This is a genomic window from Streptomyces sp. NPDC003027, from assembly GCF_053591435.1.
Genome location: NZ_JBSFTU010000001.1, coordinates 329662 through 346123, shown reverse-complemented (window position 1 = coordinate 346123; position 16462 = coordinate 329662). Strand labels below are relative to the sequence as shown.

The following is a 16462-nucleotide window of genomic DNA, read 5'->3' as shown; positions in this document are numbered from 1 at the left end:
GGAGTCAACGCGGAGCGTTGGCGACCGACGACAACGCGGCGAGGCGCGGTGCCAGAGCCGGCGAGCCCGGCATGATCCAAACGAAAGGCCCTAGGAGGCGTCCCGTCGTGGGTGCGTCCGGCCCTGATCCGCCGGACGCACCCGGGACCCCGCAGCCACCGCGGTACGACCGACAGCCCGCCGACATCCCCCATCGGCGGGCTGTCGCTCGTCCGCAGGTCCCTGTCGGTCGTCTGTCGGGGCGTTGTCGGTGGCGGCTGGTCCACTGGGGGCATGACGCGATCACACACCAACGCCGTCGAGGTACGGGGCCTCGTGAAGCACTTCGGCGAGACGAAGGCCCTCGACGGGGTCGACCTCGATGTGCGGGAGGGCACGGTCCTGGGGGTCCTCGGCCCGAACGGCGCCGGCAAGACCACGCTCGTACGCTGCCTGTCCACCCTGCTCGTCCCGGACTCCGGGACCGCCACCGTCGCGGGCTACGACGTGGTGAGGCAGCCCCGCCAGCTCCGCCGCACGATAGGGCTCACCGGCCAGTACGCCTCGGTCGACGAGAAGCTCTCCGGCTGGGAGAACCTCTACATGATCGGGCGGCTGCTCGACCTCTCCCGCAGGGACGCGCGGCGCCGCGCCGACGAGATGCTGGAGCGCTTCTCGCTCACCGAGGCCGCCAAGCGGCCCGCGATGAACTACTCCGGCGGCATGCGCCGCCGGCTCGACCTGGCCGCCTCGATGATCGGGCAGCCGGCCGTCCTCTACCTGGACGAGCCCACCACCGGCCTCGACCCGCGCACCCGTAACGAAGTCTGGGACGAGGTCCAGCGGATGGTGTCGGAGGGCGTGACCGTCCTGCTCACCACCCAGTACATGGAAGAGGCCGAACAGCTCGCGAGCGAGCTGACCGTCATCGACCGCGGCCAGGTCATCGCCAACGGCAAGGTCGACGAGCTCAAGGCCCGGGTCGGCGGCCGCACCCTGAAGATCCGCCCGGTGGACCCGGCCGACCTGCCCGCCATGGCCGGCGCGCTGCGCGAAGCCGGTCTCGACGGCATCGCCGGCTCGACCGTCGTCCCCGACGAGGGCGTGCTGTACGTCCCGATCCTCAGCGACGGCCAACTGACCGCGGTCGTCGGCCTGCTGGGCGCGCGCGGCTACGGCATCACCCACATCGGAACCCATCTGCCCAGTCTGGACGAGGTGTTCCTGGCCATCACCGGCCAGAAGGCGACCGTGTCCGACGCGACTCCCGAGGAGGTCGCCGCATGAGCACCACGACCACACAGCTCACCAAGTCCCCCGTCGACGCCCCGGGCCCGGCGCCGGTGCGCGGCGCTCCCGCCGACGAGGGCCGGATCGGCCCCCGGGCCAACCTCCGCCACATCGGCGCCCTGGTCCGCCGCAACGCGCTGCAGATCAAGCAGGACCCGGAGTCGATGTTCGACGCCGTCCTGATGCCGATCATCTTCGTCCTGCTGTTCGTGTACGTCTTCGGCGGCGCGATCTCCGGCAAGGGCAACAACGAGGCGTACGTCAACTACGTCGTGCCCGGCCTGATGGCGATGATGGGCATGAACATCTCCATGGCCGTCGGCGTGGGCATCAACGACGACTTCAAGAAGGGGGTCATGGACCGGTTCCGTACGATGCCGATCGCCCGGTCCTCCGTCCTCATCGCGAAGATCGTCGTCGAGATCGGCCGCATGCTGATCGCCACCGCGATCCTGCTCGGGATGGGCTTCCTGCTCGGCCTGGAGATCAAGACCTCGGTCCTGGACCTGTTCGCCGCGATCGGGCTGTCCGTGGTGTTCGGCGCCTCGCTGATGTGGATCTTCATGCTGCTGGGTCTCACCATGAAGACGGCGCAGGCCGTCCAGGGAGTGGCCATGCTCGTACTGATGCCGCTGCAGTTCGGCTCGTCCATCTTCGCCCCGCCGACGTCGATGCCGGGCTGGCTGGAGACCTTCACCGACTACAACCCGCTGTCGAACCTCGCCGACGCGGCGCGGAACCTGATCAACGGCGGTCCGGTGGCCGAGTCGGTGTGGATGACGCTCGGCTGGGCGCTGCTGATCACAGTCGTCACGGCGCCGCTCGCGGTCGCCAAGTTCCGCAAGAAGACCTGAGCCGGGCCGTACGGACGGGAGCCGTACGGACGGGGGTCTCAGGACTCGGCGCGCTGTCTGATCGCGTCGGCGCTGTCGAGCAGGGCGGCGGCCTCCCCGACGGAGAGGCCGCCGCCCTCGGCGTACGCCGCTTCGAAGGCCGGGTCGCCGAGCGCGGAGCGGGCGAACCGGGTGGCGCGCTCCAGGTTCTCCCGCTCCAGCGGTGCGAGCGGATGTCCCGGCGGCAGGAGGTTCGCGGAGGCGCCCAGGAGCCGGGCTCCGGTCGTCGCGCGGGGGCCGCCGAGGCCGGTCAGGGCCCAGGCCGCGGTCACCAGATGGACGGCGGGCATCTGCGGGGCCACCATCATCGACAGCGTGCTCCTGGACCGCTCCAGGGCCTCCCGGGAGCGCGTCAGCGCGGACGCGTACGCGCCGTCGAGGTTGTCGAGCCACCCCAGGCGGCCCAGGGTGAAGCCCTCGAAGAGGGACAGCGTCTCGGAGCTGAACTCCCCCAGCCGGGTGGTGAGATGGGCGCGGGCCTCATTGGTGCGGCCGCTGCGGCCGAGCAGGATCGCGAGGAAGATCCGAGCGGCGAGGGCCGGCTCGTGGCCACGGGCCGGTCCGGATGCCAGGATCTGCCGCAGGATCGCCTCGCGGTGCTGCGGGGCGCCGGAGCACGAGCCGGGCACGGCGCAGATCGTCGCGGACGGCGGCGATGTCCTCCTCGCGTCCGAGGAAGCTCGTGAGCCGTGCACGGAGGTTGCCGGGGATGGGCTGGGGCCCGGGCGCGGGCCGGAGGGCGCCGGATGCGGCGTCGGGGCCGGCGGCAGCGGGGCCGGCCGGGCGGCCCCCGGCCGCCCGGCCGGCGCGGCCACGGGCGCCACCGAGGCCGGCTCCGAGGCCGGCTCCGAGGCCGGGGAGAGGAGCTCCGCGTGGAGTGCTCGCAGGGCGGGGGAAGGCGGCGTGCCGAGGTGGGTGGAGAGGACGCGGCGGACGGTGTCGTACGCCAGAAGCGCCTCCGCCGCCCGGCCCGTGTCCCGCAACGCCCGGATGCGGAGCGCCTGGAGCGGTTCGTCGAGCGGGTGGGCCTCGCAGAGGGCGATCAACTCCGGGAGCGCCGAGGCCGCCTCGCCGAGGGCCAGGGCGGCCCCGAGGCGGGCGCGGCGGGCGTCCAGGCGGCGGGCCTCCCAGCGCACCGCCTCCGTCGCACGGTCCGGCAGGTCGGCGAGCGCGGGCCCCCGCCACAGTCCGAGCGCCTCGTCGAGGAGGGCCGCCGCCCGGCCCGGGTCGCCCGCGTCGAGCGACCGTACGCCCTCCGTCACCAGCCGTTCGAAACGGTGCCCGTCCACGTCGTCCGGGCCCACGGCCAGCCGGTAGCCGCCCTCCGCCGAGACCACGGCCTCTCGTCCGAGCACCCGGCGCAGCCGCCCCACCAGCGCCTGGAGCGCTGCGGTCCCGTCGGCCGGCGGGTCGCCGTCCCAGACCTCGTCGACGAGTACGGCGACCGGGACGGTCCGGCCCGCCCGCAGCGCCAGTACGGTCAGCAGGGCCCGGAGCCGGGGCCCGCCGACCGCGACGGACGTGCCGTCGGCGGTGTGGACCCGGACCGGGCCGAGGACGGAACCGCGCACAGGGCCTATTCTCCGTGAGCCGGGGATCACCTCAGGAACTCACCCCCGCCCCGGCACGTTCCCCGCACACACCCGCCGCGCCCTCAGGGAGCCCCACCGATGTCCACGGCCACCACCCGCAGCCACGAGCGCAGGATCAGCCCGGTCTTCCTGGCGATCCTCGCCGTCATGGCGGTCACCGGCTGGGCCGTGTGGACCGACTTCGCGGCCTCACCCGGGCTCGCGATCTTCCTCTTCGTGACCTCGGCCTGGATCGTCTCGCTCTGTCTGCACGAGTACGCGCACGCCCGCACCGCCCTGCACGGCGGGGACATCACGGTCGGCGCGAAGGGCTACCTCACGCTCAACCCGCTCGCGTACACCCATGCCGTGCTCAGCATCGTCCTGCCCGTGCTCTTCGTGATCCTGGGCGGTATCGGCCTGCCGGGCGGCGCGGTCTTCATCGAACAGGGCCGGATCCGGGGCCGCTGGAAGCACAGCCTCATCTCGGCGGCGGGCCCGCTCACCAACGTCCTGTTCGCGATCGTGTGCACGGCGCCGTTCTGGCTGGACGCGCTCGACGGCGTCCCGCCCGCGTTCCGTTACGCGCTCGCCTTCCTGGCGTTCCTCCAGGTGACCGCGGCGCTCCTGAACTTCCTGCCGGTGCCGGGCCTGGACGGCTACGGCGTGATCGAGCCCTGGCTCTCGTACAAGGTGAAGCGGCAGATCGAGCCGTACGCGCCCTACGGCTTCTTCGTCGTGATCGCGCTGCTGTTCGTGCCGGCGGTCAACGGCGCGTTCTTCGACACGATCGACGCGCTGATGCGGGCGCTCGGCGTGCCGGAGCTCTCCCGCTACTGCGGCTCGGACCTCTACCGCTTCTGGCAGGAGACGCCGGAGATCTGCCAGGCCGCCTAACAGGCCATCTCATTTGGCTGTTCAACCGAACGTGCGCCGGTAGGTCTGCGGGCTGACGCCGGTGGTGCGTTTGAAGCGGTCACGGAAGGTGGTGGGTGAGCCGAAGCCGACCTGGCTGCCGATGCGCTCCACGGAGTGCTCCGTGGTCTCCAGCAAGTGCTGTGCCTGGCGGATGCGGGCTCGGTGGAGCCACTGGAGCGGCGTGGTGCCGGTCTGGTCGCGGAAGCGCCGGATCAGGGTTCGGGTGCTGGTTCCGGCCCGCTCGGCGATGTCGGCAAGGGTGAGGTCGCGGGCCAGGTTTTCCTGGAGCCAGGTGAGCAGCGTCTCAAGCTCGGAGCCCTGCGGTGTGGGTGCGTGGTCGTGGACGATGAACTGCGCCTGCCCGCCCTCTCGTTCGAGAGGCATCACCGACAGGCGGGCGGCGTCTGCGGCGACGGCCGAGCCGTAGTCACGGCGGATCATGTGCAGACACAGGTCCATGCCCGCCGCGGCGCCGGCCGAGGTGAGCAACTGGCCGTTGTCGACGTAGAGGACGTCCGGGTCGACGTCGAGGTCCGGGTGGGCGGCAACCAGCAGACCGGCCGCGCGCCAGTGGGTCGTGACGCGCAGTCCGTCGAGGAGCCCGGTCTCAGCCAGGGGGAAGGTGCCCACGCAGATGGAGGCGATCCGGGTGCCGTCGGCAGCGGCCGACCGCAGCGCGTCGTGCACGGCGGGAGGGAGTGAGGCGGCGAGATCGGCGACGCCCGGCACGATGATCGTGTCCGCGCCCTGAAGGCCCTCCAGGCCCCAGGGGGCACGCAGGGTGAAGGCTCCGGCGTCGATCTCGTCGCGCTCGGCGCACACCCGTACCTGGTAGCCGGGCCGCCCGTCGGGCAGGCGGGCCCGGGAGAAGACCTCGATCGGGGTGGACAGGTCGAACGGGATCACCTGATCCAACGCCAGCACGGCAACCGTATGCATGGCCAGAACTTACCTCCCCACCAGCTTGACGGACCTGGGCCGCCCTTCCGGAAGGCCCACGTCATCGCAGTCCGCACGCTTGAAGAAAGGGTTGGCACTATTCCGTTGCAACCTGTCACTAGTGCCACTGGGCGAGCACCCAGGAAGCCGGTTGACTTCGGAGCGTCCCGATGGAAATCGACGCCGAAGGAACCCCACACATGCACACCCAGGTCGTCCTGTTCGATGGCTTCGACCCGCTCGATGCCATTGCCCCCTACGAGGTCCTGTACGCCGGCGGCTCGGCGACGGACGGCGCGGTGACCGTCGAGCTGGTCACCGCGGAGGGCCCTCGTCCCCGCGAGCATGTTTCCCGCAACGCCGCGCCCTCGCCGATGCCTGACTGGTCGCCTCGATCCTGCTGACCGCGACGGCCGCCAGCGTACTGACACTCCTGATCCCGCCCACCCGGGACCGCGCTCTGGCCGAGACGTCGGCGCTCGCGCTGCGAAAGCTCGACCGCGGCGATTCGGCCCGCCTCAGGAGGAAGAAGACATCCCCTCATGAACCTTGTGTCACCAGTGATCGTCGGCATCATCTACTGCCTGCTGATGTCCCTGATCAAAGAACCGCACCGACGCCACTTCAACGCGATCATGGTGGGCGGAGCCGGCGCCGCCTATCTGAGCGGGGGCGGCTTCGGCCCGTGGGAGCTCCCATTCGTCGCACTCACGGCCTACGTCGCCTACCGCGGCCTGGACTCCTGGGCCTTCATCGGCGTCGGCTGGCTGCTCCACACGGCCTGGGACATGGCCCACCACCTCAAGGGCAATCCGATCCTGCCGTTCCACCACGACGCGTCTCTGGCATGTGCCATCTGTGATCCGGTCATCGCCCTCTGGTGCTTCCGCGGAGGACCTTCCCTGATCGCGCTCGTCCGCCGCCGCCGGTTCCGGTCCGGCCGGACAGCGGTCCACGCGCACGATCACGTCTCGGCCCCCTCCTGACCGGACCGCACCGGCACCCGACGGTCAGCCTGAAGCCGGAAGCCGCCCCCGCCTCTTTAAGCCCGCGTCCCGGTCTGCGCGGCGGTCTCTCCCTGGGCCTTCGCGCGGCGGATGTAGTACCAGGCCATGTTGGAGGAGAGACCGGCCAGGAGCACCCAGACGATCCCGAGCCAGCTGCCCGCGACGAAGGAGACGACGGCCGCGGCCACGGAGAGGGCGCAGACGGCGAGGGCGTACAGAGCGAGGCGGGGCATGGGGGTCGGCTCCTGTCCGGGTACGGCTGATCGTGCCCGTCCAGTGTCCCCCATGCCGGGAACCGCTCGTACGTCCGCGTCGCTCAGACGTCGGTGACGCGCAGGCCCGCGTGGGCCTTGTACCGGCGGTTGACGGAGATCAGGTTGGCGACGAGCGACTCGACCTGGTGCGCGTTGCGCAGGCGGCCGGCGAAGACGCCGCGCATGCCGGGGATGCGGCCGGCGAGCGCCTGGACGATCTCGACGTCGGCGCGCTCCTCGCCCAGGACCATCACGTCGGTGTCGATCTCGTCGATCGAGGCGTCCTGGAGCAGGACGGCGGAGAGGTGGTGGAAGGCGGCGGCGACCCGGGAGCCGGGCAGCAGCGCGGCGGCCTGCTCGGCGGCGGAGCCCTCCTCGGGCTTGAGGGCGTAGGCGCCCTTCTTGTCGAAGCCCAGCGGGTTGACGCAGTCGACGACCAGCTTGCCGGCGAGTTCGTCCCGCAGCGCCTCCAGGGTCTTGGCGTGCCCCTCCCACGGCACGGCGACGATCACGATGTCGGCGCGGCGGGCGCACTCGGCGTTGTCGGCGCCCTCGATGCCGAGACCGAGCTCGCCGGCGGCGGCCCGGGCGCGGTCGGCCGCGCGGGAGCCGATGATCACCTTCTGGCCGGCCTTGGCGAGCCGGTAGGCGAGGCCGCGGCCCTGGTCGCCGGTGCCGCCGAGGACGCCGACGACGAGTCCGGACACGTCGGGCAGATCCCAGGGGTCCTTGGGCGCGGTGGTGGGGTTCGAGGAAGTCATGGCCCCGACATTACTGGCCGGTCGTCGCGGAGGACCGGCCGGTGGTTCCGCTCCGTCTCCCCCTCCCCGGTCCCCTGTCCCCTTCCCGCTCCGAGTCCCTTCCCGGTCCGTGTTCCGTACGGGGGAACCCTCGGCAACCGCCCGCGCGGGAGGCCCCGGCTGCGGCAGGATGCGGACCCATGGATGCCGTTCGCGTCGCGTTGCTGCGGGAAGTGCTCGCCGGGACCGAGTGGCCGAGGGCGGCCCGGCGGTTCGCGGCGTCGCTGCGGTCCTCCGTCGTGCCGCACGGCGGCGGACTGCTGCTGGTGGGGACGGAGGAGTACGAGCCGTGGCACCTGGCGGCGCATCTGGTCGACGAGGCCGCCTGGTCGGGGCTGTCGGAGCTGGTGCCGACGCTGGTACGGCACCGGGTGCGGCCGGGGGACCCGCCGCACCTGGCGGTCGGGCTCGGGCGGCTGGAGTCGGCGGGGCGGGGGGCGACGCTGCTGATGGTGGCGCCTGAGCGGCCGGGCGCCCGGGTCCTGGAACGCGTCCACCACGCCCGCCGGGCCGGGGCGACGGTCCTGTCCCTGGACGACGGCGACCCGGAGGTGCACGGCCTGGCCCACGAGGCGCTGACGGTGGACGAGGCGGCGGAGGTCGACCTGGACACGGTCCAGCACCTGGTCAGCGCCGCGGCCGGCGAGAACAGCCTGCCCTCGCCCCGTGGCCGCAGCCGCTTCCGCGACCGGCTCTCCCGGCTGGCGGACCATCTGACGGCCCCGCCGCCGCCCCGCTGGTAGGCAGGCCGGTGACGGGCCCGTAATTCGATTGCACCGCCTCGGCGCCGCGCCGAGCATGGCCCTTCGTGACCTCGACGCCCTCGCCGTCCCCCTCCCCCGAAAGCGCCTCGAAGCTCTTCGCGAAGTGCTCGTCCGTGCTGCCCGATCCCGCTCCCTGGCGGTCGTCGGCCGACTTCCGGCTGCTGTGGGTCCAGGGCCTGGTGACGTACTTCAGCAGCTTCATGGCGCTGATCGCGCTGCCGCTGCAGGTGAAGGAGCTGACCGGTTCACCGTTGGCCGTGGGGGCGATGGGGGCCGTCGAGCTGGTGCCGCTGGTCGTGTGCGGACTTTACGGCGGCGCGCTCGCCGACGCGGTCGACCGGCGCAAGGTGATCGTCGCGACCGAGGCGGGTCTCGGTGTGCTCGCGCTGGTCCTGCTGCTCAACGCGGTGCTGCCGTCCCCCGCGCTCTGGCCGCTGTACGTCGTGGCGGCCGGCGTGTCCGCCCTGGCCGGGCTTCAGCGGCCGGCGCTCGACTCGCTCATGGCGCGGATCGTGCCGCACGAGCAGCAGACGGCCGCGGCGGCGCTGAACTCCTTGCGCTGGCAGATGGGAGCGATCGCCGGCCCGGCGCTCGCGGGGCTCGTGGTGACGTACGCCGGACATGCGGCGGCGTACGGGGTGACGCTCGTCGGCTTCGCCGTCTCCGTCCTGCTCTGCCGCCGGCTCTCCCCCGCACCGCCCGCGCACGACGCCGAGAAGCCCTCCCTGCGCGGCATCGCGGAGGGCGCGCGCTACGCCTGGTCACGGCCGGTGCTGCTCGGCACGTACGCGATCGACCTGGCGGCGATGTTCTTCGCCTTCCCGAACACGATCTTCCCGTTCCTCGCGGACGAGCTGGGCGCGGAGTGGTCGCTGGGGCTGATGTACGCGGCGGGGTCGGTCGGATCGCTCGTGCTCGGTCTCACCAGCGGCTGGACGTCGAGGGTCCGCAGGCACGGGCTGCTCGTGGTGTGCGGCGCGGCGGGCTGGGGTCTGGCGATCGCCGCCGCGGGCTGGTTCTCGAACGTGTGGCTGGTCCTGCTCTGCCTGGGCTTCGCGGGCGCCGGCGACATGCTCAGCGGCCTGGGCCGCGCGACGATCTGGAACCAGACGATCCCGGAGGAGCTGCGCGGCCGGCTGGCCGGCATCGAGGTCCTCTCGTACAGCGTCGGGCCTCAGCTCGGTCAGGTCAGGGCGGGTGCCATGGCGGGCTGGACGGGCACCCGGGCGGCGGTCTGGTCGGGCGGTGCGGCCTGCGTCGCCTCGGTCGGCCTGCTCTGTCTCGTGCTGCCGAAGCTCCTCACGTACGACTCCGAGAAGGACGAGGACGCGCTGCGCCACCAGGCCCGTCAGCGGGCCCGGCGCGCGGAGCGGGACGGAGCCGAGACGGCCGGGTCCGGGGCGGAGTCCCCGGCCTGACCCCCGGCCCCCGGCTCCCCGCTCCGGGCCTGACACCCGGCCCCCGGCTCCTGTCTCCCGGCCTCATGGCCCGCTCCGGCCTCCGCCCGGATCGCCGAGCCGGTCCCCTACTCCTGCGCCGCGTCCGGCTTCGGGGCGTCGTGCCACTTGGGGTCGTTCTCCCACTCCAGGTTGCGTTCCCGAGCGGTCTCCATCGCGTGGGAGGCCTCCTCCCGGCTGGTGTACGGGCCGAAGCGGTTCTTGGCCGGGCACTCGGGGCCCTCCTCGACCTTCCTGTGCTCCAGGCAGTAGTACCACTCGCCCGGTTTGCCCACCGCGCGCTTCTTGAACAGGGCCATCGTCGGCTCCTTCCTCTGTCGCCATGCTGCCCCAGACGCGGTCGTTAGACTCGCTGACATGTCTGGCCAGTCGCTTCTCGTACCCGGGGAACTCTCCCCCCACCGCTCCGTTCCCGGAGCCATCCGCCGTCCCGAGTACGTCGGAAAGCCGGCGCCCGCCCCGTACAAGGGGCCCGAGGTGCAGGATTCCGACACCATCGAGCGGATGCGGATCGCCGGCCGCATCGCCGCCCGGGCGATGGAGGAGGCCGCCAAGCACATCGCGCCCGGCGTGACCACGGACGAACTGGACCGGGTCGCGCACGAGTTCATGTGCGATCACGGGGCGTACCCGTCCACGCTCGGCTACCGCGGCTTCCCGAAGTCGCTCTGCTCCTCGGTCAACGAGGTCATCTGCCACGGCATCCCCGACTCGACCGTCCTGCGGGACGGCGACATCGTGAACCTCGACGTCACCGCGTACATCCACGGCGTCCACGGCGACAACAACGCCACCTACCTCTGCGGCGATGTCGACGAGGAGTCGCGGCTGCTCGTGGAGCGGACCCGGGAGTCCTTGAACCGCGCGATCAAGGCCGTCAAGCCGGGCCGCCAGATCAACATCATCGGCCGGGTCATCGAGTCGTACGCCAAGCGCTTCGGATACGGCGTCGTGCGCGACTTCACCGGGCACGGCATCAACTCGTCCTTCCACTCCGGGCTGATCATCCCGCACTACGACTCCCCGCACGCCACCACCGTGATCCAGCCCGGCATGACGTTCACGATCGAGCCGATGCTGACGCTGGGCACGCACGAGTACGACATGTGGGACGACGGCTGGACGGTGGTGACCAAGGACCGGAAGCGGACCGCGCAGTTCGAGCACACGCTGGTCGTGACGGAGACCGGGGCCGAGATCCTCACGTTGCCCTGACGCGTTCGCGGGGTAGCGTTTTTACCGACAGGCAGTCGGGAACCATGGACTTACTAAGCCTAAGCAGCAGGATCGGAGCAAGGTTCCCGTCCCATCGGTCACCGGCCCCGGAGGCACGCCTTGGACACGCCCTTCTCGACGCTCATCCGCACGGCCTCGCACGAGCAGCACACCGAGGCGGAGACGTCGACCTTCATGAGCGACCTCCTCGGCGGACGGCTGGCCGTGGACGCCTACGCGCGGTACACGGAGCAGCTCTGGTTCGTCTACCGCGCCCTGGAGCAGGGTGCCGAGGCGCTGGAGGACGACCCGGTCGCCGGGCCCTTCATCCAGCCGGAGCTGTTCCGCACCGCCGCCCTGGAGCGGGACCTCGCCCATCTGCGCGGCCCGCACTGGCGCGCCGGTCTCTCCCCGCTGCCCGCGACGGCCGCGTACGCCCAGCGGGTGGCGGAGTGCGCGCGCGAGTGGCCCGCCGGATATGTGGCGCACCACTACACCCGGTATCTGGGCGACCTCTCCGGCGGCCAGATCATCCGCGACAAGGCGGAGCGGACCTGGGGCTTCGCGCGCAAGGGCGACGGGGTCCGCTTCTACGTCTTCGAGGAGATCGCCAATCCGGCGGCCTTCAAGCGGGGCTACCGCGAGCTGCTGGACCGGGTGAACGCGGACGACCTGGAGAAGCAGCGGATCATCGACGAGTGCAAGCGCGCGTTCGACTTCAACGGCGCGGTGTTCCGGGAGCTGGGCAGCGAGTTCCCGCTGACCGCGTGAGGAGACGCGCCGGCCGGTTCGGCCGGTGACCGGAATCGCGGGCGGCTCAGCCCGTGAGGGGACGGGCGGCCCGGTTCAGGCCGTGAGGGTGACGGTCCGCTCCAGGCGGACGCGGCCGCCGAGTTCGATCACGCCGTCGGGGCCGGGGGCGGTCAGGATCTGCGACCCACGGCCCTGCGTGATGTTCAGGGCCCGGCCCAGCTCGGCCGCCAGCAGAATCGCCGCCGCGCCCGTGGCCTCGTCCTCGTCGATGCCGTCCCCGCGCCCCGGGAACCCCCGCGCCCTGACGCGGCCGGCCGCCTCGTCCTCCCAGGCCCAGGCGTAGATCCACGTGCCCGGCTCGGGCACCTCCAGCGCGTCGACCTCCGCGGCGGAGCCGTAACGCCGCAGGACGCGCGGCGGCGCCCACTCGGCCCGGGCCTCGATCCAGGTGAACTCGCCGTCGCCGCGCACCCACACCTCCCCCGCCGGCGGACGGACGACCTCCAGGTCGAGCAGCCAGGCCGCGCCGACCAGGGGGTGACCGGCGAACGGCAGCCGCAGGCCCGGCGTGTAGATGTCGACGCTCCCTCGCTCGGGATCGTCCACGAACACGGTCTCGCTGAACCCGAGTTCCTTGGCGAGCGCCTGCCGGGACGCCTCGTCGGGGTGGCCGCGACCGTCGCGTACGACACCGAGAGCGTTGCCGTACCGGCCGTCGCCGGCGCAGAAGACGCGCAGGACGTCGATGTGGGTGGCGGCGCGGTCACGGGCGGTCGTGTTCATGGCGGAATTCAAGCATCCGAAGCGTCCCGCTCGTCGGCTCCGCCCGGAATCGGCCGTCGCGAGGTCACGGTGTGGGCGCACTGTCGGGTCCCGGCGCACGCCCTGTTCGCGGCCCCGGTAGGGTCGGGTCGTCCGTGCGGGGCGAGCGGGTCGAGGGGCAGAAGACAACCGATGAGAAGGCTGGGGCGGCGGCGACCGCTGACGGCGGTCGTGGCGACGACGGTGCTGGCACTGACGGCTAGCGGCTGCGTGACGGTGCACGGCGAGCTGGAGCTGCTGCCGGCGGCGACGAGAGCCGAGGCCGAGCAGGCGCTCGCGGACTTCACGGTCGCCTACAACAAGGCGGACAAGGCCAACGACCCCGCCCTGTCCGCGGGCCGCGTCACCGGTCCGCTCGGTGAGATCAACCAGGCGGGCCTGAAATCCCGTTCGGTCATCAGTCCGGGGAACAACGCGCGGCACCGTCCGCTGGAGCTGACGGACGTGAAGTTCGTCCTGCCCAGGAAGGCGGGCTGGCCGCGCTGGTTCGTGGCGGACACCGACTCCAACCAGGACACCGACCAGGGCCGGGGGGACAACCGCTGGCTGCTGGTCTTCGTGCGCAACGGCGCCGAACAGCTGTGGGAGGCCGCCTATCTGGCGATCCTGACGCCGGACGAGATCCCCGCGTTCAGGATGGACGGCAGCGGGTACGCGGTGCCGGTCGCCGCGGACTCCGGGCAGCTCGCGGTCGCGCCGAAGGACCTGGGCGAGAAGTACGCCGCCTTCCTCGCGGGCGGGGAGCAGGGGCAGTTCGCCGCGGGCCCGCACACGACCGTGTGGCGCGAGCAGCGACAGCGGTCGGCGAAGCGGGCGGGTCTGGCGACGCAGTACGTCGACCGGGCCGAGAACTCCGGGGACTTCGCGCCGCTGGCGCTCGCGACGCGGGACGGCGGGGCGCTGGTCTTCTTCGCGACGCGGTACTTCGAGCGGCAGACGGCCGCGCAGGGCTACCGGCCGAAGGTCGGGCCGGAGGTGAAGGCGCTGATGACCGGTGAGATGAAGAACACGGTCACCAAGGAGTGGGTGTCGAGCCAGACGGTCCTGGTGAAGCCGGCGGGCGCGGAGCGCGACGGGGTCACGATCGCGGGCCGGCTCCAGGGCGTGACGGCGGCGGTGGGTTCGTAGACCGTCCCCGGCCGCGTCCGGGAGGGACGGCCGGGAGCCGAGGCCGGCACCCGGAGCCTCGCCGCCGGGCGGCCGCACCGCCGGGCGGGCTCAGCGGCTCAGCGGCCAGGCCGACTCCTCGTCGGAGCGGCGCTCCTCCTCGGCCTGGACGGCCGCGTGGCGGGCGCAGGCGTCGGTGAGGGCTTCCAGCAGGTTCAGCGGGTCGGGAAGGGCGTGTTCGGGGCCGCGGACCCAGGCGACGGCCGGCTGCGCGTCCTCGTCACCGAGGAGCCGCGCCGGCGGTACGAGCACATAGCTGCCGCGGCAGTGCCAGCGCAGCCCCGGGTGCTCGTCCATGGTCTCGGGATGGCAGTCCAGCTCGCAGGGCCACCACTCGTCCTCGTCCTCGGGGGTGCCGCGGGTGGCGGTGAAGAAGAGCATCCGCCCGCCGTCGCCGGCGCTCTCCGCGGCCTCGGCGACCGGGCCGACCTCGACGTCCTCGGAGAGGAGCCGCCGCAGCGCGGCGCGGCCCGCCTCCAGGGGGACGTCGAGGACGTCGTGGACCATGCCGGTGGCGGTGATGAAGTTCGCCTCGGGCTCCGCGTCGGCCCAGCGCTGGATCTGGGCGCGGTCCGTGGTCGACTGGGTCTGCCAGGCGAAGGAGACCGGGTGCCGGGCGGGGGTGGGACAGCCGACGCGCTCACAGGAACAGCGGTAGCCGACGGGATACGCGGCGGGGGCGAGGGGCATTCCGGCGGCGGCGGTGGCCAGGAGGAGCGTCTCGCGGCGGTTCTCGTCGTCGGCGGCCGCGGTGCGTTTGGGGCGCCTGCGCAGCCACTGTGCGAGTTTGCTCTCCGTGCCGCGGTAGCGGCCGATACCGTCGCCCATCTATCCCCTCACACCTCATGCTCGCCCGTTCGGCTCTGCCCATGGTCCCACCATCCTGCGCTCCGGGTGACCGGACTCCGCAACCGGGGGGCGGATCCGGCGGCGGATCGGCGGTGGATCCGGGGTCAGCCTCGGGGTGCGAGTCCGCGCAGCGCGTAGTCGACGACGGTGTCGGCGTAGGCGTGGGTCAGCGGAAGCGTGCGGTGCAGCCAGCGGTGGTTCAGGGGGCCGACGAGGAGTTCGAGGGCGATCTGCGGGTCGACGGCCGGGTCGATGTCCCCGGCGGCCTGGGCGGCCTCGATCCGGCGTACGTAGTACTGGAGCTGGGGTTCCAGGAGCCGCTCCACGAACGTGGCGCCGAGTTCCGGGTTGACGATGCCCTCGGCGGCCAGGGCGCGGGAGGGGGCGTCGTAGGTCGGGTTGTTCAGCTCGTCGACGGTCGCGCGGAGCACGTGCTTGAGGTCGGCGGCGAGGTCGCCGGTGTCGGGGATCTCACTCTCCCCCTCCCCTCCGGGGGCGTCGTCGCCCCGGGCCGCCTCGTGGGCCTGGGCGGCGAGGTCGAGGAAGGCGTCGAGGAGGACGGCGGCCTTGGAGGGCCACCAGCGGTAGATGGTCTGCTTTCCGACGCCGGCGCGGGCGGCGATGCCCTCGATGGTGGTCTTGGCGTAGCCGGTCTCGGAGACGAGGGCGAGGGCGGCGTCGAAGATGGCGCGGCGGGAGCGTTCGCTGCGGCGGGAGGCGTCGGGGGCCTTGGTGTCGGACATGGAGCCAATCTAGCAGCGGACGAGACGCCACGTCTCGCCTGTGGTGGGCCAGGGGAACCCCAAGCCTGTCCGGCGCGTCAGGGCCGAGACCCACCGGACGGGCCCCGCCGGGGAACCACCCGAACGGCCCACTGCGCGGACGCCGGAGAGGGCGGACCATGGGGTCCACCTGACCCACGTCCGTGAGGAGCCCTCATTGCGCCCGACTCCGCGCGAGGCTTCGCCCCGCCGTTATCTGATGTGCCCACCCACGCACTTCAAGGTGACGTACTCCATCAACCCCTGGATGGATCCCACCAAACCGGTCGACCTGCCGCTCGCCCTGGCCCAGTGGGAGGACCTGCTGGACCGCTACCGCTCGCTCGGCCACACCGTCGAACTGCTCGACCCGCGCCCCGGTCTGCCGGACATGGTCTTCGCCGCCAACGGCGCGACCGTGGTGGACGGGCTGGTGCTCGGCGCCAGGTTCGCCCACCCGGAGCGTACGGAGGAGGCGGCGGCGCACCTGGACTGGTTCCGCGCGCACGGCTTCACGCGGGTGCGGGTGCCCGAGCACGTGAACGAGGGCGAGGGCGACTTCGCCGTGACCTCGTCGTGGATCCTGGCCGGCCGCGGCTTCCGCTCCAGTCCCCTCTCGCACGACGAGGCACAGGAGTTCTTCGGCCGCCCCGTGATCGGCCTGGAGCTGGTGGACCCGCGCTACTACCACCTGGACACGGCCCTGTGCGTCCTGGACGCCGCGCGCGACGAGATCATGTACTACCCCGGCGCCTTCTCGCCCGGCAGCCGGGCCGTGCTGGCCCGCCTCTTCCCCGACGCGCTGCTCGCGACGGACGAGGACGCGGCCGCCCTGGGCCTGAACTCGGTGAGTGACGGGCGGCACGTGCTGCTGCCGCAGGCGGCGGTGGGACTCTTCGCCCCTCTGCGGGAGCGGGGCTTCGAGCCTCTGGGCATGGACCTGTCGGAACTCCTCAAGGGCGGCGGCAGCGTCAAGTGCTGTACGCAGGAGCTGCGCTCCTGACCCCGCGACGGCGGCGCCCC

The 16462-nt window shown here is 72.3% G+C and carries 18 protein-coding genes and 2 pseudogenes; 11 read left to right on the top strand and 9 right to left on the bottom strand.

Going from position 1 to position 16462, the window contains the following annotated elements:
* The first annotated feature begins 273 nt into the window (after positions 1-273).
* Positions 274-1266 (top strand): ATP-binding cassette domain-containing protein, encoded by a 993-nt coding sequence (locus tag ACWDX6_RS01695; RefSeq protein ID WP_451482931.1) that lies wholly within the window; start codon positions 274-276, stop codon positions 1264-1266.
* On the top strand, positions 1263-2123 hold the full coding sequence (locus tag ACWDX6_RS01690) for an ABC transporter permease (protein WP_451482930.1): 861 nt from the start codon (positions 1263-1265) through the stop codon (positions 2121-2123). Before ACWDX6_RS01695 ends, ACWDX6_RS01690 begins: the two co-directional genes overlap by 4 nt.
* Positions 2124-2161: 38 nt before the next feature.
* Here ACWDX6_RS01690 and ACWDX6_RS01685 read toward each other — a convergent pair whose 3' ends face one another.
* Both ACWDX6_RS01685 and ACWDX6_RS01680 read right to left on the bottom strand, forming a co-directional pair.
* Positions 2162-2791: a hypothetical protein gene (locus tag ACWDX6_RS01685; protein WP_451482929.1), complete on the bottom strand. Its 630-nt coding sequence runs from the start codon at positions 2789-2791 to the stop codon at positions 2162-2164.
* Positions 2778-3733, bottom strand: a pseudogene (locus tag ACWDX6_RS01680) (AfsR/SARP family transcriptional regulator); the annotation flags it as partial. The pseudogene ACWDX6_RS01680 and the gene ACWDX6_RS01685, both read right to left, overlap by 14 nt.
* A 99-nt stretch (positions 3734-3832) precedes the next feature.
* Here ACWDX6_RS01680 and ACWDX6_RS01675 point away from each other — a divergent pair.
* Positions 3833-4630: a site-2 protease family protein gene (locus tag ACWDX6_RS01675; RefSeq protein WP_451482928.1), complete on the top strand. Its 798-nt coding sequence runs from the start codon at positions 3833-3835 to the stop codon at positions 4628-4630.
* A 21-nt stretch (positions 4631-4651) separates the two neighbouring features.
* On the opposite strand, the gene ACWDX6_RS01670 is transcribed toward ACWDX6_RS01675, so the two are convergent.
* Positions 4652-5590, bottom strand: coding sequence for a GlxA family transcriptional regulator (locus tag ACWDX6_RS01670; RefSeq protein ID WP_451482927.1), 939 nt, complete (start codon positions 5588-5590; stop codon positions 4652-4654).
* 200 nt (positions 5591-5790) lie between these two features.
* On the opposite strand from ACWDX6_RS01670, the pseudogene ACWDX6_RS01665 reads away from it, so the two are divergent.
* Positions 5791-5925: pseudogene (locus ACWDX6_RS01665) on the top strand (DJ-1/PfpI family protein); the annotation flags it as partial.
* Between the two features lie 207 nt (positions 5926-6132).
* Positions 6133-6576, top strand: coding sequence for a DUF6010 family protein (locus ACWDX6_RS01660; protein WP_451482926.1), 444 nt, complete (start codon positions 6133-6135; stop codon positions 6574-6576).
* A 56-nt stretch (positions 6577-6632) separates the two neighbouring features.
* On the opposite strand, the gene ACWDX6_RS01655 is transcribed toward ACWDX6_RS01660, so the two are convergent.
* Together ACWDX6_RS01655 and npdG are read right to left on the bottom strand one after the other, a co-directional pair.
* On the bottom strand, positions 6633-6884 hold the full coding sequence (locus ACWDX6_RS01655) for a hypothetical protein (RefSeq protein WP_451482925.1): 252 nt from the start codon (positions 6882-6884) through the stop codon (positions 6633-6635).
* Between the two features lie 29 nt (positions 6885-6913).
* Positions 6914-7612: an NADPH-dependent F420 reductase gene (npdG, locus tag ACWDX6_RS01650; protein ID WP_451482924.1), complete on the bottom strand. Its 699-nt coding sequence runs from the start codon at positions 7610-7612 to the stop codon at positions 6914-6916.
* Between the two features lie 179 nt (positions 7613-7791).
* On the opposite strand from npdG, the gene ACWDX6_RS01645 reads away from it, so the two are divergent.
* Both ACWDX6_RS01645 and ACWDX6_RS01640 read left to right on the top strand, forming a co-directional pair.
* Positions 7792-8394: a hypothetical protein gene (locus ACWDX6_RS01645; RefSeq protein ID WP_451482923.1), complete on the top strand. Its 603-nt coding sequence runs from the start codon at positions 7792-7794 to the stop codon at positions 8392-8394.
* Between the two features lie 134 nt (positions 8395-8528).
* Positions 8529-9833: an MFS transporter gene (locus ACWDX6_RS01640; RefSeq protein ID WP_451482949.1), complete on the top strand. Its 1305-nt coding sequence runs from the start codon at positions 8529-8531 to the stop codon at positions 9831-9833.
* A gap of 107 nt (positions 9834-9940) precedes the next feature.
* On the opposite strand, the gene ACWDX6_RS01635 is transcribed toward ACWDX6_RS01640, so the two are convergent.
* Complete coding sequence (locus ACWDX6_RS01635; RefSeq protein ID WP_451482922.1) at positions 9941-10171, bottom strand: hypothetical protein; 231 nt, start codon at positions 10169-10171, stop codon at positions 9941-9943.
* 58 nt (positions 10172-10229) lie between these two features.
* On the opposite strand from ACWDX6_RS01635, the gene map reads away from it, so the two are divergent.
* Both map and ACWDX6_RS01625 read left to right on the top strand, forming a co-directional pair.
* A complete protein-coding gene (gene map / locus ACWDX6_RS01630) occupies positions 10230-11087 on the top strand; it encodes a type I methionyl aminopeptidase (protein WP_451482921.1) in 858 nt (285 codons plus the stop codon).
* Between the two features lie 120 nt (positions 11088-11207).
* Positions 11208-11858, top strand: a complete 651-nt coding sequence (locus ACWDX6_RS01625; RefSeq protein ID WP_451482920.1) for a biliverdin-producing heme oxygenase — start codon at positions 11208-11210, stop codon at positions 11856-11858.
* Between the two features lie 75 nt (positions 11859-11933).
* Here the strand turns inward: ACWDX6_RS01625 and ACWDX6_RS01620 are convergent, their stop codons facing one another.
* On the bottom strand, positions 11934-12623 hold the full coding sequence (locus tag ACWDX6_RS01620; RefSeq protein ID WP_451482919.1) for a PhzF family phenazine biosynthesis protein: 690 nt from the start codon (positions 12621-12623) through the stop codon (positions 11934-11936).
* A gap of 171 nt (positions 12624-12794) precedes the next feature.
* Here ACWDX6_RS01620 and ACWDX6_RS01615 point away from each other — a divergent pair, with 171 nt between their 5' ends.
* A complete protein-coding gene (locus tag ACWDX6_RS01615) occupies positions 12795-13790 on the top strand; it encodes a hypothetical protein (protein WP_451482918.1) in 996 nt (331 codons plus the stop codon).
* 90 nt (positions 13791-13880) lie between these two features.
* Here ACWDX6_RS01615 and ACWDX6_RS01610 read toward each other — a convergent pair whose 3' ends face one another.
* Both ACWDX6_RS01610 and ACWDX6_RS01605 read right to left on the bottom strand, forming a co-directional pair.
* Positions 13881-14657, bottom strand: coding sequence for a bifunctional DNA primase/polymerase (locus tag ACWDX6_RS01610; RefSeq protein WP_451482917.1), 777 nt, complete (start codon positions 14655-14657; stop codon positions 13881-13883).
* Positions 14658-14782: 125 nt separating this feature from the next.
* On the bottom strand, positions 14783-15421 hold the full coding sequence (locus ACWDX6_RS01605) for a TetR/AcrR family transcriptional regulator (RefSeq protein WP_451482916.1): 639 nt from the start codon (positions 15419-15421) through the stop codon (positions 14783-14785).
* A 196-nt stretch (positions 15422-15617) separates the two neighbouring features.
* Here ACWDX6_RS01605 and ddaH point away from each other — a divergent pair, with 196 nt between their 5' ends.
* Positions 15618-16442 (top strand): dimethylargininase, encoded by an 825-nt coding sequence (gene ddaH / locus ACWDX6_RS01600; RefSeq protein ID WP_451482915.1) that lies wholly within the window; start codon positions 15618-15620, stop codon positions 16440-16442.
* The last annotated feature ends 20 nt before the right edge of the window (positions 16443-16462 follow it).

Excerpts from the sequence above, each read along its gene's own strand:
- ACWDX6_RS01690 (WP_451482930.1), top strand. The coding sequence starts at position 1,263 with ATGAGCACCACGACCACACAGCTCACCAAGTCCCCCGTCGACGCCCCG.
- ACWDX6_RS01605 (WP_451482916.1), bottom strand. The coding sequence starts at position 15,421 with ATGTCCGACACCAAGGCCCCCGACGCCTCCCGCCGCAGCGAACGCTCC.
- map (WP_451482921.1), top strand. The coding sequence starts at position 10,230 with ATGTCTGGCCAGTCGCTTCTCGTACCCGGGGAACTCTCCCCCCACCGC.
- ACWDX6_RS01675 (WP_451482928.1), top strand. The coding sequence starts at position 3,833 with ATGTCCACGGCCACCACCCGCAGCCACGAGCGCAGGATCAGCCCGGTC.
- ACWDX6_RS01660 (WP_451482926.1), top strand. The coding sequence starts at position 6,133 with ATGAACCTTGTGTCACCAGTGATCGTCGGCATCATCTACTGCCTGCTG.
- npdG (WP_451482924.1), bottom strand. The coding sequence starts at position 7,612 with ATGACTTCCTCGAACCCCACCACCGCGCCCAAGGACCCCTGGGATCTG.
- ACWDX6_RS01695 (WP_451482931.1), top strand. The coding sequence starts at position 274 with ATGACGCGATCACACACCAACGCCGTCGAGGTACGGGGCCTCGTGAAG.
- ACWDX6_RS01645 (WP_451482923.1), top strand. The coding sequence starts at position 7,792 with ATGGATGCCGTTCGCGTCGCGTTGCTGCGGGAAGTGCTCGCCGGGACC.
- ACWDX6_RS01620 (WP_451482919.1), bottom strand. The coding sequence starts at position 12,623 with ATGAACACGACCGCCCGTGACCGCGCCGCCACCCACATCGACGTCCTG.
- ACWDX6_RS01610 (WP_451482917.1), bottom strand. The coding sequence starts at position 14,657 with ATGGGCGACGGTATCGGCCGCTACCGCGGCACGGAGAGCAAACTCGCA.
- ACWDX6_RS01615 (WP_451482918.1), top strand. The coding sequence starts at position 12,795 with ATGAGAAGGCTGGGGCGGCGGCGACCGCTGACGGCGGTCGTGGCGACG.
- ACWDX6_RS01670 (WP_451482927.1), bottom strand. The coding sequence starts at position 5,590 with ATGCATACGGTTGCCGTGCTGGCGTTGGATCAGGTGATCCCGTTCGAC.
- ACWDX6_RS01655 (WP_451482925.1), bottom strand. The coding sequence starts at position 6,884 with ATGGGGGACACTGGACGGGCACGATCAGCCGTACCCGGACAGGAGCCG.
- ACWDX6_RS01635 (WP_451482922.1), bottom strand. The coding sequence starts at position 10,171 with ATGGCCCTGTTCAAGAAGCGCGCGGTGGGCAAACCGGGCGAGTGGTAC.